The sequence below is a fragment of the Pseudomonas tehranensis genome (assembly GCF_014268615.1).
Classification (GTDB): domain Bacteria; phylum Pseudomonadota; class Gammaproteobacteria; order Pseudomonadales; family Pseudomonadaceae; genus Aquipseudomonas; species Aquipseudomonas tehranensis.
Map to the genome: position 1 here is coordinate 1 of NZ_JABWQV010000046.1, position 14,796 is coordinate 14,796.

The window sequence follows — 14,796 nt, forward strand, 5'->3', positions numbered from 1 at the left end:
CTATCGCGAGCAGGCTCGCTCCCACAGGTTATCTACAGCTATGAATTCTCAACGCTTGGCGATGATGTACACCGCGTGCACGATGCCCGGGATGTAACCCAACAGAGTCAGCAGAATATTCAGCCAGAACGCCCCGGCGAAACCGACTTGCAGAAACACACCCAACGGCGGCAGCAGAATGGCGATGATGATTCGAATGATGTCCATGGATGACTCCTGATGGGCGATGGCCACATTGCCATATAGCTCATGGACACCCGACCGCTCGTCAGGGTTCAGTGAGAAGCCATCCAGAAGGGATAAAGCGCGGGAAAATAAAAACGCGGACAAAAGAAAACCCCGCCGAAGCGGGGCTTTGCAGACTGTTTCCCTGACATCCATTTCGCTCCGCCATCCTGGCAGAATCCTACGTGTCCGTGTTGTTGCTTTGCGCATCCTGCGCGACGTCCATGTGAAGTAGATTAGCCCTGGATCCAATTGGCCGATAGAGGGAAAACGCCAGCACGCGATGTAAGCATTTGCTTACATCGCGGTGAATTTCAGAATTGCCCAGCGTCCAGCAGGAACAGCGACTCGCTACCCGCCTTCACTGAAGCACTCAACGAATGAATGCGCGGCAGCAAGCGGGCGAAGTAGAACCGCGCCGTACCCAATTTGCTCGCATAGAAATCATCCTGCGCTTCTTTGCCCAAGGCGGCCTTGGCCATCAGTGCCCACATATAGGCATAGGCGGTGTAGCCGAACGCCTGGAGGTATTCCACCGAAGCCGCGCCGATTTCGTTCGGGTTGCTTTTGGCCCGGTCCAGCAGCCATTCGGTCAGTTCATCCAGCGTACCGACAGCGTCGTTCAACGGCTTGGTGAACTCGGCCAGATCACTGCTCGCGGTAGCCGTGAAGTGGCGGATTTCGTCAGCGAACAGCTTGTAGAACACCCCGCCACTGCCGACGATCTTGCGCCCTACCAGGTCCAGCGCCTGGATACCGTTGGTGCCTTCGTAGATCTGGGTGATGCGCACGTCACGCACCAGTTGCTCCTGACCCCATTCGCGAATGTAACCATGACCGCCGAAAATCTGCTGGCCATGGACAGTGGTTTCCAGTCCCAGATCCGTCAGGAACGCCTTCGCCACCGGGGTCAGCAAGGCCACCAGATCTTCGGCGCGCTTGCGGGTGGCCGGGTCTTCGCTGAACTTGGCGGTGTCCAGTTGCATCGCCACGTAGGTGGAAAATGCCCGGCCACCTTCGTTCGAAGCTTTCATGGTCAGCAACATCCGGCGCACGTCCGGGTGGACGATGATCGGGTCAGCGACTTTGTCTTTGTTCTGCGCACCGGTTGGCGAACGACTTTGCAGGCGGTCACGGGCATATTCGATGGCGTTCTGGTAGGAGCGCTCACCGGTGGCCAGGCCCTGGATGCCCACACCCAAACGCTCGTAGTTCATCATGGTGAACATCGCTGCCAGGCCTTTGTTCGGCTCGCCCACCAGATAACCCACGGCGTCGTCAAAGTTCATCACACAGGTGGCGGACGCCTGGATGCCCATCTTGTGTTCGATCGACCCGCAATTGGCCGCGTTACGCGCACCCAGGCTGCCATCGGCATTGACCATGAACTTGGGCACCAGGAACAGCGAGATGCCTTTCGGGCCTGCCGGTGCGTCCGGCAACTTTGCCAGCACCAGGTGGATGATGTTTTCGGTGAGGTCGTGTTCGCCACCCGTAATGAAGATCTTGGTGCCGCTGACCTTGTAGGAACCATCGGCCTGAGGTTCGGCCTTGGTGCGAATGATGCCCAGGTCTGTACCGGCATGCGGCTCGGTCAGGCACATGGAACCGGCCCAGACACCGGCGTACATGTTCGGCAGGTAGGCTGCTTTGAGCTCTTCACTGGCGTGGGCATTGATCGACAGGCAAGCCCCGGCGGTCAGCATGGGATACAGACCGAAGGACAGGCTGGCGGAGTTGACCATTTCTTCGACCTGAGCCGAAACAGCCTTGGGCATGCCCATGCCGCCGTAGGTCGGATCACCACCGACGCCGACCCAGCCGCCTTCGGCGTAAGTCTTATAGGCCTGTGGAAAACCGGCGGGCGTGGTGACGGCACCGTCAGCCCAGTGGCAACCTTCTTCGTCCGCCGCACGGCTGAGGGGGGCGACGCTTTTGCTGGTGACTTTGCCGGCTTCCTCGAGAATCGCCTCGACGGTTTCAGCATCTACGGTTTCGGCCAGCGCCGGCAGTTGAGCCCAGAGTTTCGCGACCTCGAACACTTCATTGAGGACGAAGCGCATATCGCGCAGGGGCGCTTTGTAGTCAGCCATGGCAAACCTCGCAGGATCTAAACAATTGGTTCGTAAGAAAACGGTTTTTGCAGTGGTCCGAGTGTACCCCAACAACTTTTGCGACACATAGGGTCAGCCAGTGACTGTTTTGTTATTTTTAGTCATCACGGAAAAGATCGCAGGCTTCGCCAGCTCCTACAGGAATATGCACTCTTGTGTAGGCGCTGGCGAAGCCTGCGATCCTTGTCCCCTCATATCAGAGGGCAAACAACTCCGCTGGCAGCTTCATCAAGCAATCGCTCCCCGCCTCAACCGCGGCCCGGTGAGCGGCGGTCCTGGGCAGCAGACGCTTGAAGTAAAACTCACAGGTCGCCAGTTTGCCCCGACAGAAATCCGCGTCACCTTCGTCCGCGTCAAGTTGCGCCTGGGCCACCAACGCCATGCGCAACCACAGATAGGCCAGAATGATGTAGCCGCTGTACATCAGATAGTCCACGGAGGCGGCACCCACTTCATCCGGATTCTTCATGGCCGCCATGCCAACCTGGGTGGTCAGTTCGCCCCATTGCTGGTTGAGCCCGTTGAGTTGCGCGACGTAATCCTTGAGCTGCGGATGTTCAGCGTTGGCGGCGCAGAACTTATGGACGATTTTGGTGAACCCTCGCAGCAACTTGCCCTGGCTGCCCAACACTTTGCGCCCCAGCAAATCGAGCGCCTGGATACCATTGGTGCCTTCGTAGATCGGCGCAATGCGACAGTCTCGCACCAGTTGCTCCATGCCCCATTCGCGTATGAAGCCATGACCGCCAAACACTTGCATGCCGTGGTTGGTCACCTCCAACCCCGTGTCGGTCATGAAGGCCTTGCAGATCGGGGTGAGGAACGCCAGCAGGTCTTCGGCCTCCTGGCGGGCGGTTTCGTCGCTGCTCAGGTGGGCGATGTCCAACAGTTGCGCAGTGAAGTAAGTCAGTGCCCGGTTGCCTTCGTTGAAGGCTTTCATGGTCAGCAACATCCGACGCACATCGGGGTGGACGATGATCGGATCGGCGGCTTTTTCCGGCGCCTTGGGACCGGTCAGCGAGCGCATCTGCAAACGATCGTTGGCATATTTGATCGCGCCCTGGAAGCTCGCTTCCCCGAGGCACAGGCCCTGCATGCCGGTGCCCAGCCGGGCATGGTTCATCATGGTGAACATGCAGTTCAGCCCCTTGTTCGGCTCGCCGATCAAGAATCCCTTGGCCCCGTCGAAATTAAGCACGCAGGTGGCGGAAGCCTTGATGCCCATTTTGTGTTCGATCGATCCGCAGGAGACGCCATTGCGCGGTCCCGCTTCGCCATTGGCGTCGGGCAGGAACTTGGGCACGATGAACAGCGAGATGCCCTTGGTCCCGGCAGGCGCATCCGGCAGTTTGGCGAGCACCAGGTGAATGATGTTGTCGCTCATGTCGTGTTCGCCGGCGGAAATGAAAATCTTGCTGCCGGTAATCGCGTAGCTGCCATCAGCCTGAGGCAAGGCTCGGGTTTTGATGATGCCCAGGTCCGTGCCGCAATGAGCTTCGGTGAGGCACATCGTGCCGGTCCACTGACCGGCCGTGAGCTTGGTGAGATAGGTCTGTTTCTGTTCTTCGGTGCCGTGGGCATGAATGGCCGACATGGCACCGTGGGTCAGGCCTGGGTACATGCCCCAGGACGTGTTGCTGGAGCCGACCATTTCGCTGATGACCAGGCCTAGGGAACTGGGCAATCCTTGGCCGCCGTAAGCCGGGTCCGCCGCCAACCCGTGCCAGCCGCCCTCCACGTACTGTGCAAACGCCTGCTTGAAGCCGGTAGGCGTGGTGACCACGCCATTGTCGAAATGGCAGCCTTCTTCGTCACCGGAGCGATTGAGCGGCGCCAGCACGTTCTCACAGAACTTGGCGCCCTCTTCGAGAATGGCGCTGACCATGTCCGGGCTGGCATCGCCAGCTCCCAGTTCGGCATAGCGGCCATGGAAATCGAAGACGTGATCGATCAGAAAGCGCATGTCGCGCAGCGGGGCTTTGTACTCGGGCATGGTGGTCTTCTCCGGTAACAGGTCGTTCAAACCTACTGCCGGCCACCGAGGCTCACAATCACAGTCCAGACGCTGAATGCGCCGTCATCACTCAACCCGCGGCAGCTTCCATGCGCACCGCACCGCGACGGTTCTGCCCATAGGCCATCACACAGTTACGCCCGGCCCCTTTGGCGTTGTAGAGCGCCTGGTCGGCGGACTTGAGCACTTCTTCGGGGGTGCGCTGTTCGATACGCTCGGCCACGCCGATGCTGACCGTCACCGATACACTGGAGGCCCCGGCACCGGAACGACGCTGGCGGCCCTGTTGATCATCCTGGGGACGACTGTCGGGATTGCGTAGCTGGATGCTGTAGTTCGCGATGGATTCGCGAATGACTTCCAGGTGAGGCATGCACTCCTCGATGGTTTTGCCTGCAAATACCAGCGCAAATTCCTCTCCACCGTAGCGATAAGCCCTACCGCCACCGCTGATTTTCGACAGTTTGCTGGCGACCAGACGCAACACTTGGTCGCCCACGTCGTGGCCGTGGGTGTCATTGAATTTCTTGAAATGGTCCACGTCGCTCATCGCCAAAACATAATTGCGACCCAGGCGCTGCATGCGCTCATTCAGCGCCCGACGCCCCGGCAGGCCGGTCAGTTCGTCACGGAACGCCATCTGATAAGCCTCGTGGGCGACCGCCGCCGCGATCATCAGCATCACCTGGCTGCACATGATGTTCAGGGTAAATGGCAGGATGAAGGTCTTGGGCAACATCCAGAATACCCCGAGCAAACCCACCAATTGCGCGGCATGCAACGGTCGCGGATGGCGCCAGTATTGCCAGGCCAGCAACACAAAGGCTGCGATGAACACCGGGTAGGACAACTGAATCAGGCTCATCCAGGCACCGTGTAACGCCGGCCAGCGGATCTCCGAAAGCCACAACAGCAGAGCCTGGGGATAACTTTGTTCCAGAGCCAGCGCCACGCTGCCAAAGACCAGCAGCACCGCGAACCGCGCGACCATGTCCTGAAACAAATGAGTACGCTCCTGCCACGCGGCGAACAGGCCAAACAACAGCGGCAACAACAGGCAGACGAGGTGAAACACCACCGCTGCGTCTTCGCGCACCTTACCGTTGTCGCGGTAGAAGTCGGTCTGGGTGTCCAGCAGGAAGTAGGCGATGTACACCGTGATCATCAGAAACAGCTCACGCTGACGTCGGTAAACGGCGCAATACGCACCTCCGAGCAACAACACCAATGTAGGAAGAACGTTGAACAAGGAGGTGAAAAAGACATTGAGATCCTTGACGTAGGCAGCCGCAAGCCCCGCCAGCAACAGCACCAATGACGGTAGGAAATGACTGAGACGTACAGCGGAAGAACGCGGCAAGGGTAAAGCTCCGACCCGGCTGATCAAAGATGGCATTGTGCCTGCTATTGGAGCAGTAAGGCACGCTAGATGTGACAGATGTCACACTGCCATCCTTGTAACGGCAGCATGGAGTGATTTCTTAGGGTTCAGTTTGATGAATGTTTTTCCGAAATTTCTCGAGATCCCCAGTGGGAGCGGGCTTGCTCGCTCCCACAAGGGGACTGGCGGCAGGCATAAAAAAAGCCGCTGCTCCCGAAGAAACAGCGGCCTGTGAAGAATCGCTTAAGGCTTAGTAACCCAGCGCGAAGTCTTCTTCTTTCATGTCCATCAGGTTGTTGGCACCCGACAACATGGTTGCCACGTGAGTGCGGGTACGTGGCAGGATGCGCTGGAAGTAGAAGCGCGCAGTCTGCAGCTTGGCGGTGTAGAAAGCTTCTTCGGTGGTGCCGGCTGCGAGTTTTTCCGCCGCCAGGCGCGCCATGTCAGCCCAGAAGTAGGCCAGGCAGGCGTAACCGGAGTACATCAGGTAATCCACCGAGGCCGCGCCAACTTCTTCGCGGTCTTTCATGGCCGCCATACCGACCTTCATGGTCAGCTCGCCCCATTCCTTGTTCAGCGCAGCCAGAGGTTCTACGAACTCTTTGACCGCGTCGTTGCCTTCGTTGCTTTGGCAGAACTTGTGAACGATCTTGGTGAAGCCCTTGAGCGCTTCGCCCTGGGTCATCAGCACTTTGCGGCCCAGCAGGTCGAGGGCCTGGATGCCGGTGGTGCCTTCGTACAGCATCGAAATGCGGCTGTCGCGAACGTTCTGCTCCATGCCCCACTCGGCGATGAAACCGTGACCGCCGTAGATCTGCACGCCGTGGTTGGCCGATTCGAAGCCGACTTCAGTCATGAACGCCTTGGCGATCGGGGTCATGAACGCCAGCAGCGCATCGGCTTTTTTCTTCTCTTCTTCGTCGACGCCGTATTTGACGATGTCCACTTGCTTGGCAGTGAAGTAAACCATCGCCCGGTTACCTTCGGCGAAGGCCTTCATGGTCAACAGCATGCGACGCACGTCAGGGTGCACGATGATCGGGTCGGCGGCTTTGTCCGGCGCTTTCGGGCCGGTCAGGGAACGCATTTGCAGGCGGTCACGGGCGTACTTCAGGCCACCCTGGAAGCCGATTTCGGCGTGGGCCAGGCCTTGCAGCGCGGTGCCCAGGCGTGCGGTGTTCATGAAGGTGAACATGCAGTTCAGGCCTTTGTTCGCCGGGCCAATCAGGAAACCGGTGGCCGCGTCAAAGTTCATCACGCAAGTGGCGTTGCCGTGGATACCCATCTTGTGTTCCAGCGAACCGCAGCTCACCGCGTTGCGCTGACCGATGGAGCCGTCAGCGTTAGGCAGGAACTTGGGAACGATGAACAGCGAAATACCTTTGGTACCGGCCGGGGCGTCCGGCAGACGTGCCAGAACGATGTGGACGATGTTGTCGGCCATGTCGTGTTCGCCGGCCGAAATGAAGATCTTGGTGCCGCTGACCTTGTACGAACCGTCGGCCTGTGGCTCGGCCTTGGTGCGCAGCATGCCCAGGTCAGTGCCGCAGTGCGGCTCGGTCAGGCACATGGTGCCGGTCCATTCGCCGGAAACCAGCTTGGTCAGGTAGGCCTCTTGCTGCTCGGGCGTACCGTGCTCGGAAATAGTGTTCATCGCACCGTGGGACAGGCCTGGGTACATGCCCCACGACCAGTTGGCTTCGCCGACCATCTCGCTGACCGCCAGGCCCAGGGACTCCGGCAGGCCTTGACCACCATGCTCCACGTCGTGGGCCAGGCTTGGCCAGCCGCCTTCGACGAATTGCTTGTAGGCTTCCTTGAAGCCGCTCGGGGTTTTCACACCGGATTCGCTCCAGGTGCAGCCCTCGATGTCGCCCACACGGTTCAGCGGTGCCAGCACCTGCTCACAAAACTTGGCACCTTCTTCAAGAATGGCGTCAACCATGTCTGGAGTTGCGTCCTGGCAAGCCGGAAGGCTCTGATAGTGCGCTTCATAGCCAAGCAGTTCGTCACGAACGAAGCGAATATCACGCAAGGGGGCCTTGTAGTCAGGCATAGCGATAAACCTCTGCTGATGTAACCGGGAATGAACGACCGCATGGATTTGTTGTGACGGTCAAACAGTTGTTTGAAACATACGTTTACGCCTAAATCTTGTCAAGCGCCGATCTTTTGCCGTTCGTCATCGTTCCTGAAAAAATCCCAGGCACAGCCATTCACCGCAGCGACACACTCACAGCGTCCGTAGGAAAAGATTAGTTGAGCCAGAAGGAGTTAGAGACGAAAACGCCGCGAATAATCGCGGCGTTTTGACAAACCTGAGGTAGAGAATCAGGCGAAAGTGTCGATCAACGTACCGAGCATTTCATCGGAAGCCTTGGCCACGTTCACGCCCAGTTCGACCTGAAATTTGCCCTGGGACATTTCAACCATGTTGCTGGCCAAGTCCGATTGCTGGCTGCGATCCACCGACCGCAAACGATCGGCTTGCAGTTCGGACGACTGGCTGGTGACCGAACGCTCGATGGTATTGTTGGCAATCTGGCTCGAGGCCTGATCGACACGGTTCTGTCCTGTCTGAATAGTGCTCAGACCGGCATAGAACGCGGTATTTCCTGAGATTTCCATGGCAGAACTCGTCTTCTTGAAGGGTAGACAGCGGTCATTGAAACAGAAGACTGAGGAAAAGGCCCGACAAAAACACTAATGGCACAGTGCCTCGCCATAGTGAAAACCTTAGTAGTCCAGCAAATCCAGGTGCAGATGCGCAGCCACGGCTTCGGCGGTGACACCCTTGATTTTCGGCACACGCCCCAAGCATGGCGCTGGCAGGCGTTCGGCCAGGGTCGCCAGATTTTCTTCCAGGCGCGATGTCTTTGGGTCGATGATATTGGCCACCCAACCGGCCAGTTGCAGGCCGTCCCGGGCGATGGCCTCGGCGGTCAGCAGGGCGTGACTGATGCAGCCCAGACGCACGCCCACCACCAGGATCACCGGCAGCCCCAGCGCCATGGCCAGGTCCGAGAGGTTGTCCTGATCGGCCAACGGAACACGCCAGCCGCCTGCGCCTTCAATCAGAGTGAAATCGGCCTCCAGGGCCAACACTTCACGCATCGGTCCCAGCAACGATTGCACGGTCAGGGCCACGCCGGCTTCCCGCGCGGCCAGGTGAGGCGCGATGGCCGGTTCGAACGCCAGCGGATTGACCTGGGCATACTCAAGCGGCACCGAGCATTCGGCCAACAGCGCCAAGGCATCAGCGTTGCGCAGGCCCTTGGGCGTCACTTCGCAACCAGAGGCCACTGGCTTGCCCGCGGCGGTACTCATGCCGGTCTGTCGCGCAGCATGCAGCAGGCCAGCCGCGACGGTGGTCTTGCCCACGTCAGTGTCGGTACCAGTGATGAAATAAGCCTGGCTCATAGCGGTTTCTCCAGCACGGCGTAAACCACCCGGTAGGTTGCGGGCAAACCCTGTACCTGACGAAACTGTTCGTAAGCGTCAACCAGCGCGAGGATCCGCGCCCGGCCCGTCAACCCACCGGGCCGGCCGGGGTTCAGATTGTGGGCGCCGAGGGCTTTCAATTCATGGGTCAGACCGCGCACGTCCGGGTAATACATCACATGGGGACGGTTTTCCAGGCTGATAACGTTCAGCCCGCTGGCCGCACATAGCTGTCGATAGGTTTCAAAACCGCGAAAACGGTTGACGTGCACCAGGCCATCCACCTGACGCCAGCTGTCGCGCAATTCGTACAACGTGCCGACGCAAAGGCTTGTAAAGGCAAACACGCCCCCGGGTTTCAAAACCCGATGGACTTCGTTCAACACCGAGGCAAAATCCGCGCACCACTGCACCGCCAGGCTGGAGAACACCAGATCGCAGCTGGAGGCCTGCAAGGGCAAGCGCTCGGCATCACCGGCTATAAAGTGCGCAGCCCCGCCCTGAGGGCGAGCATGGTTGAGCATACCTTCGGCGATATCCAGCGCCAACCCGGTCGCCTCGCCGAAGCGCGTACCCAGCGCCCGCGTGAAATAGCCGGTGCCACAACCCAGGTCCATCCAGCGCTCAGGCACGATCGAAGCGGTCAACCGGTCCAGCAACTGCTGGCCTACGTCGCGCTGCAGCTCGGCCACGCTGTCGTAACTGGTCGCAGCCCGGGAAAACGAGGCTGCCACCTGGCGCTTATCCGGCAAGGCACCGGGCAATTTGGCAACAGACAAATCAGTCATCATCGGACTCATGCAAAAAAGCCTGAATCGCCCCCGCCACACCGTGGGGGTCTTCCAGAGGGAATCCGTGGCCGGTCTGCTCGATCAGACCGATTTCAACATCTGGCAGCAACACCAGCAATTCAGCCGCTGCCTCAGCCGGTACCAGGGCGTCGAGCCCGGCAAACAAGTGAAGCTGCGGGCCACCGAAGCCCTGCAAGGCGGCGCGGGTATCCAGTTGCGCCAGCAGCTCGAGCCCAGCCATCAACACATCGGGCGAAGTGACAGGCGCACCCGCCAGCAACAATCGCGACAGGCCGCGCGGATCGCTGCAGCCTTGGGCGCACAACAGACTGAAGCGCTTGAGGGTCTGACGCGGGTCGGCGGCACACCCGGCGAGAAACCCATCAAAGGTTTCACCGGCCATCGCGCTCGGCCATTGATCATGGGCAACGAAAGAGGGGTTGCTCGCCAGGGTCAACAAGCCGCAACAGCGCTCGCCCCGACGCGCCGCCAGCTCGCTGGCCAGCATGCCGCCCAGCGACCAGCCACCCAACCAGGCATCCTGGGGCAATGTGGCGTCCAGCTCATCGAGCCATTCATTGAGGTCGCTTGAGGCCAGGGCCGGCAACGGCTCGATCTCGACCCGCAGATGTTCATCGAGCCCTTGCAGCGCAGCCGCCAGAGGCTCCAGCGGGGAAACGCCCAAGCCCCAACCAGGCAGCAATATCAGTCGATCACGCATGGCTTGGCTCCGGTCCCAATTGTGCAAAACACTCGGCCAATGCCTCCAACAGCAGCTGCACCTGAGCCTCACTGTGAGCGGCGGTCAAGGTCACACGCAGACGGGCGCTGCCGGCTGGAACGGTGGGTGGGCGGATCGCAGTGACCATCAGTCCTCGCTCACGCAGCATCTGCGACAAGCGCATCGCCCGTCCCGCATCGCCGATCAGGATCGGCTGGATCGGCGTGAAACTGTCCATCAATTGCAGGCCGATCTGCTCGGCACCGTGGCGAAACTGGCGGATCAGCACCTGCAAATGTTCACGCCGCCAATGCTCGCTGCGCAGCAGCTCAAGGCTCTTGAGCGTAGCGCAGGCCAGGGCCGGCGGTTGACTGGTGGTGTAGATGTAGGGACGAGCGAACTGGATCAGGCTTTCGATCAGGTCTTCACTGCCGGCGACAAACGCGCCGGCAGTGCCGAAGGCTTTGCCCAGGGTGCCGACCAATACCGGCACGTCATCCTGGCTCAGGCCAAAATGTTCGACGATCCCGCCACCATTGGCCCCTAACGGGCCGAAACCGTGGGCATCATCGACCATCAGCCAGGCGCCCTTGGCCCTGGCTTCACGGGCCAGGGCCGGCAGATCGGCGATGTCGCCGTCCATGCTGAACACACCATCGGTGACCACCAACGTATTGCCGGTGGCTTTCTCCAGACGGTTGGCCAGGCTCTGGGCGTCGTTGTGCAGATAACGGTTGAAGCGCGCGCCGGACAGCAACCCGGCGTCGAGCAACGAAGCGTGGTTGAGCCGGTCCTCCAGCACCGTATCGCCCTGCCCCACCAGTGCGGTGACAGCGCCAAGGTTGGCCATATAGCCGGTGGTGAACAGCAGCGCCCGCGGGCGGCCGGTCAAGTCAGCCAGGGCTTCTTCCAGGGCGTGATGTGGACCGCTGTGGCCGATCACCAGATGGGAAGCCCCGCCTCCGACGCCCCATCGCGCCGCACCGGCGCGCCAGGCTTCGATCACTTGCGGATGATTGGCTAGGCCCAGGTAATCATTGTTGCAGAACGCCAGCAGCGGCTGGCCGTCCACCACCACCTCTGGCCCCTGCGGGCTTTCGAGCAGCGGGCGTTGGCGATAGAGGTTTTCGGCACGACGGGCAGCCAGGCGTGCGGCGAGATCGAAGGGCATGCAGGCCTCGGGGTGAACAACTATTAAAGACTGGGCAGATCTCTGTGGGAGAGCTTTTGTGGGAGCAGAGCTTGCTCGCGATGCAGGCTCTGCGGTCTATGGCAAGACCGCGTTATCGTTCATCGCGAGCAAGCTCGGCTCCCACAAAGCCCACTCCCACACTTGGTTTTGCGTCAACTCAGACAGCCGCGTTATAGAACTGCTCGCTGCTCTTCTGCTCCACCAGCGCCTGTTCAATAGCCGCCTGATGCACTTCGTCGGCATGTTCTTCCCGGGCTTCGGGCTGGATACCCAGGCGAGCGAACAGTTGCATGTCCTTGTCGGCTTGCGGGTTGGCAGTGGTCAGGAGTTTGTCGCCATAAAAAATCGAGTTGGCACCGGCGAAAAATGCCAGGGCCTGCATCTGTTCGTTCATCGCTTCGCGGCCGGCGGACAGGCGCACATGGGACTTGGGCATCAGGATCCGCGCCACGGCGAGCATGCGGATGAAATCGAACGGATCGACGTCTTCGGCGTTTTCCAGCGGCGTGCCGGCGACTTTTACCAGCATGTTGATCGGCACCGATTCCGGGTGCTCCGGCAGGTTCGCCAGTTGGATCAGCAGGTTGGCGCGATCGTCCAGGGACTCGCCCATGCCCAGGATGCCACCGGAGCAAATCTTCATCCCCGAATCTCGCACGTAAGCCAGGGTTTGCAGGCGCTCGCTGTAGGTACGAGTGGTGATGATGCTGCCGTAGAACTCCGGCGAGGTGTCGAGGTTGTGGTTGTAGTAGTCCAGGCCGGCCTGGGCCAGGGCTTGGGTCTGGTCCTGATCGAGGCGGCCCAGGGTCATGCAGGTCTCCAGGCCCATGGCCTTCACGCCTTTGACCATTTCCAGTACGTAAGGCATGTCCTTGGCCGACGGATGCTTCCAGGCCGCGCCCATGCAGAAACGGGTCGAGCCGATGGCCTTGGCACGGGCGGCCTCTTCGAGGACTTTCTGCACTTCCAGCAACTTTTCTTTTTCCAGCCCGGTGTTGTAGTGGCCGGACTGCGGACAATATTTGCAATCTTCCGGACAGGCGCCGGTCTTGATCGACAGCAGCGTGGACACCTGAACGCGGTTGGCGTCGAAATGCGCGCGGTGCACGGTCTGCGCCTGGAACAACAGGTCATTGAAGGGCTGGACGAAGAGAGCTTTGACTTCGGCCAAAGACCAGTCATGACGCAGGTTGGCAGTGGTGCTGGCGCTCATGGGCATTTCCTTGATTATGCTTGGCTGGCACCTGGGGACATGGAATACCCACAGGCGCGACACGGATGTTCGGCATATTTAAGGAAGAGTCATGCGCTGTCAACCACGATACGATGGACTGGTTTACATCTGGTTAAAAAACAAACAATCCTGCCTGTTGTGTGGCGAAACCACCGACACGCCCCATCCCATTTGCACCCCCTGCGAGAGCGAACTGCCCTGGCTGGGTGACCAGTGCAGTATCTGCGCCTTGCCATTGCCCATGGCCGGGCTACGTTGCGGTCAGTGCGCCAGGCAGCCGCCGGCCTTCGAGCGGGTCCTGGCGCCATGGGCCTACGACTTTCCTATCGATAGCCTGATCGCACGTTTCAAACATCAGGCCAAATGGCCGCTGGGGCGACTGATGGGCGAACTGCTGGCGCAGTCCCTGCAACATCACTTCAATGAAGGGTTGGAGCCACCGGACGCACTGGTGCCGGTGCCGCTTGCCAATCGGCGCTTGCGTCAGCGCGGCTTCAATCAGGCCTCGATGCTTGCCCGCTGGCTCAGCGCGACATTGAAGATCCCTTGCGAAGAGCAACTGCTGCGGCGCGTCCAGGACACCCCCGCCCAGCAGGCACTCGATGCCAGGGCTCGGCGCCAAAACCTGCGCCAAGCCTTTGCCGTCACACCCCACGCCGTGCTTGGCAACCGGCATCTGGCGTTGGTCGACGATGTGCTCACTACCGGCGCCACGGCCCAGGCACTGGCTCGCCTGCTACTGGATGCCGGTGCTGCCCGGGTTGATGTGTATTGCCTGGCCCGCACGCCGAAACCCGGTGAGCCGGCTTGACGCGCCGCTTGCGAGGCGCCAACGTCCAACTCCATGATTCCTTTGCGTAGTTGTCCATCATGTCATTGCCCCCGCTCCTGACCCAGCACATCGTCCGGCGCCCACAACGCATCGCCTTGTTGCAGCACATCGCCGAACAAGGCTCGATCACCCGCGCCGCCAAAAGCGCCGGCCTGAGCTACAAGGCGGCGTGGGATGCCATCGACGAATTGAACAACCTGGCGGACCAGCCGCTGGTGGAGCGTAGCGTTGGGGGAAAAGGCGGTGGCGGTGCGAAACTGTCCGAGGAAGGGCTGCGCGTGCTGCGCCTGTATCTGCGCCTGCAAGCCTTGCAGGCGCAGTTGCTGGAGGCGAGCGAAGATGCCGGGGATCTGGGCCTGCTCAGTCGCTTGATGCTGCGCACCAGCGCGCGCAATCAGTTGCACGGCAAAGTCCTGAACATCGAGACTCAGGGTCATAACGACCGGGTTTTCCTGGAGCTCGCACGGGGCCTGGTCATCCAGGCGCAGATCACCCATGACAGCACGGTACGCCTGGAACTGGGTATCGGCACCGCCGTGGTTGCCCTGATCAAGGCCGGATGGCTGGAATTGCACCCTGTCGATCCGCCGGAAAAAGCAGGCAACAACCCTGGGAAAAACGCTCTGCGCGGCGTCATTGAACACGTTGCCGCCGCCCAAGACGGCCCCAGCGAAGTGCGCATCGGCCTGCCCAACGGCCAAACGCTGTGTGCCTTGGCCGATCCGCTTCATCTGCACGCGCGAAAGCTGGCTGCCGGCTCACCGGTGCAAGTGGAGTTTTCGGCGACAAATGTACTGCTCGGCACACCGCTGTAGCGTGCTGCAACAAAAGCGTCATCGACCGGCTTTAAG

13 protein-coding genes are annotated in these 14,796 nt (G+C 60.3%); 2 read left to right on the top strand and 11 right to left on the bottom strand.

The window, feature by feature from the left end; translation table 11 throughout:
- Positions 1–48: 48 nt before the first annotated feature.
- The 11 genes from HU811_RS10465 to bioB all read right to left on the bottom strand — a co-directional run bounded on the left by HU811_RS10465 (position 49) and on the right by bioB (position 13,092).
- Positions 49–207 carry a YqaE/Pmp3 family membrane protein gene (locus HU811_RS10465; protein ID WP_092400858.1) on the bottom strand — a complete coding sequence of 53 codons (159 nt, stop codon included), beginning with the start codon at positions 205–207 and terminating at the stop codon, positions 49–51.
- A 332-nt stretch (positions 208–539) separates the two neighbouring features.
- Positions 540–2,318 carry an acyl-CoA dehydrogenase C-terminal domain-containing protein gene (locus tag HU811_RS10470; RefSeq protein WP_076383422.1) on the bottom strand — a complete coding sequence of 593 codons (1,779 nt, stop codon included), beginning with the start codon at positions 2,316–2,318 and terminating at the stop codon, positions 540–542.
- A 217-nt stretch (positions 2,319–2,535) separates the two neighbouring features.
- The gene (locus HU811_RS10475) at positions 2,536–4,332 is read right to left on the bottom strand and encodes an acyl-CoA dehydrogenase C-terminal domain-containing protein (RefSeq protein ID WP_186655683.1); all 1,797 of its coding nucleotides are present in this window, start codon (positions 4,330–4,332) and stop codon (positions 2,536–2,538) included.
- 91 nt (positions 4,333–4,423) lie between these two features.
- Complete coding sequence (locus HU811_RS10480; protein WP_186655685.1) at positions 4,424–5,713, bottom strand: GGDEF domain-containing protein; 1,290 nt, start codon at positions 5,711–5,713, stop codon at positions 4,424–4,426.
- A 271-nt stretch (positions 5,714–5,984) separates the two neighbouring features.
- Positions 5,985–7,790, bottom strand: a complete 1,806-nt coding sequence (locus HU811_RS10485; RefSeq protein ID WP_047228111.1) for a phenylacyl-CoA dehydrogenase — start codon at positions 7,788–7,790, stop codon at positions 5,985–5,987.
- Positions 7,791–8,065: 275 nt separating this feature from the next.
- A complete protein-coding gene (locus tag HU811_RS10490) occupies positions 8,066–8,362 on the bottom strand; it encodes a pyrroloquinoline quinone biosynthesis protein PqqE (RefSeq protein ID WP_092400848.1) in 297 nt (98 codons plus the stop codon).
- A 108-nt stretch (positions 8,363–8,470) separates the two neighbouring features.
- Positions 8,471–9,154 (bottom strand): dethiobiotin synthase, encoded by a 684-nt coding sequence (bioD, locus tag HU811_RS10495; protein ID WP_186655686.1) that lies wholly within the window; start codon positions 9,152–9,154, stop codon positions 8,471–8,473.
- Positions 9,151–9,963, bottom strand: coding sequence for a malonyl-ACP O-methyltransferase BioC (gene bioC, locus HU811_RS10500; RefSeq protein ID WP_186655688.1), 813 nt, complete (start codon positions 9,961–9,963; stop codon positions 9,151–9,153). The genes bioD and bioC overlap by 4 nt, the downstream gene beginning before the upstream one ends.
- Positions 9,956–10,687: an alpha/beta fold hydrolase gene (locus HU811_RS10505; RefSeq protein ID WP_186655689.1), complete on the bottom strand. Its 732-nt coding sequence runs from the start codon at positions 10,685–10,687 to the stop codon at positions 9,956–9,958. Before HU811_RS10505 ends, bioC begins: the two co-directional genes overlap by 8 nt.
- Positions 10,680–11,858 (bottom strand): 8-amino-7-oxononanoate synthase, encoded by a 1,179-nt coding sequence (gene bioF, locus HU811_RS10510; RefSeq protein ID WP_092400835.1) that lies wholly within the window; start codon positions 11,856–11,858, stop codon positions 10,680–10,682. The genes HU811_RS10505 and bioF overlap by 8 nt, the downstream gene beginning before the upstream one ends.
- 178 nt (positions 11,859–12,036) lie before the next feature.
- Entirely contained in the window at positions 12,037–13,092 is a 1,056-nt protein-coding gene (bioB, locus tag HU811_RS10515; protein ID WP_092400832.1) for a biotin synthase BioB, read from the bottom strand.
- A gap of 91 nt (positions 13,093–13,183) precedes the next feature.
- Between bioB and HU811_RS10520 the strand changes: the two genes are divergently transcribed.
- Together HU811_RS10520 and HU811_RS10525 are read left to right on the top strand one after the other, a co-directional pair.
- On the top strand, positions 13,184–13,924 hold the full coding sequence (locus tag HU811_RS10520) for a ComF family protein (protein ID WP_186655690.1): 741 nt from the start codon (positions 13,184–13,186) through the stop codon (positions 13,922–13,924).
- A 59-nt stretch (positions 13,925–13,983) separates the two neighbouring features.
- Positions 13,984–14,760: a TOBE domain-containing protein gene (locus HU811_RS10525; protein ID WP_186655691.1), complete on the top strand. Its 777-nt coding sequence runs from the start codon at positions 13,984–13,986 to the stop codon at positions 14,758–14,760.
- The last annotated feature ends 36 nt before the right edge of the window (positions 14,761–14,796 follow it).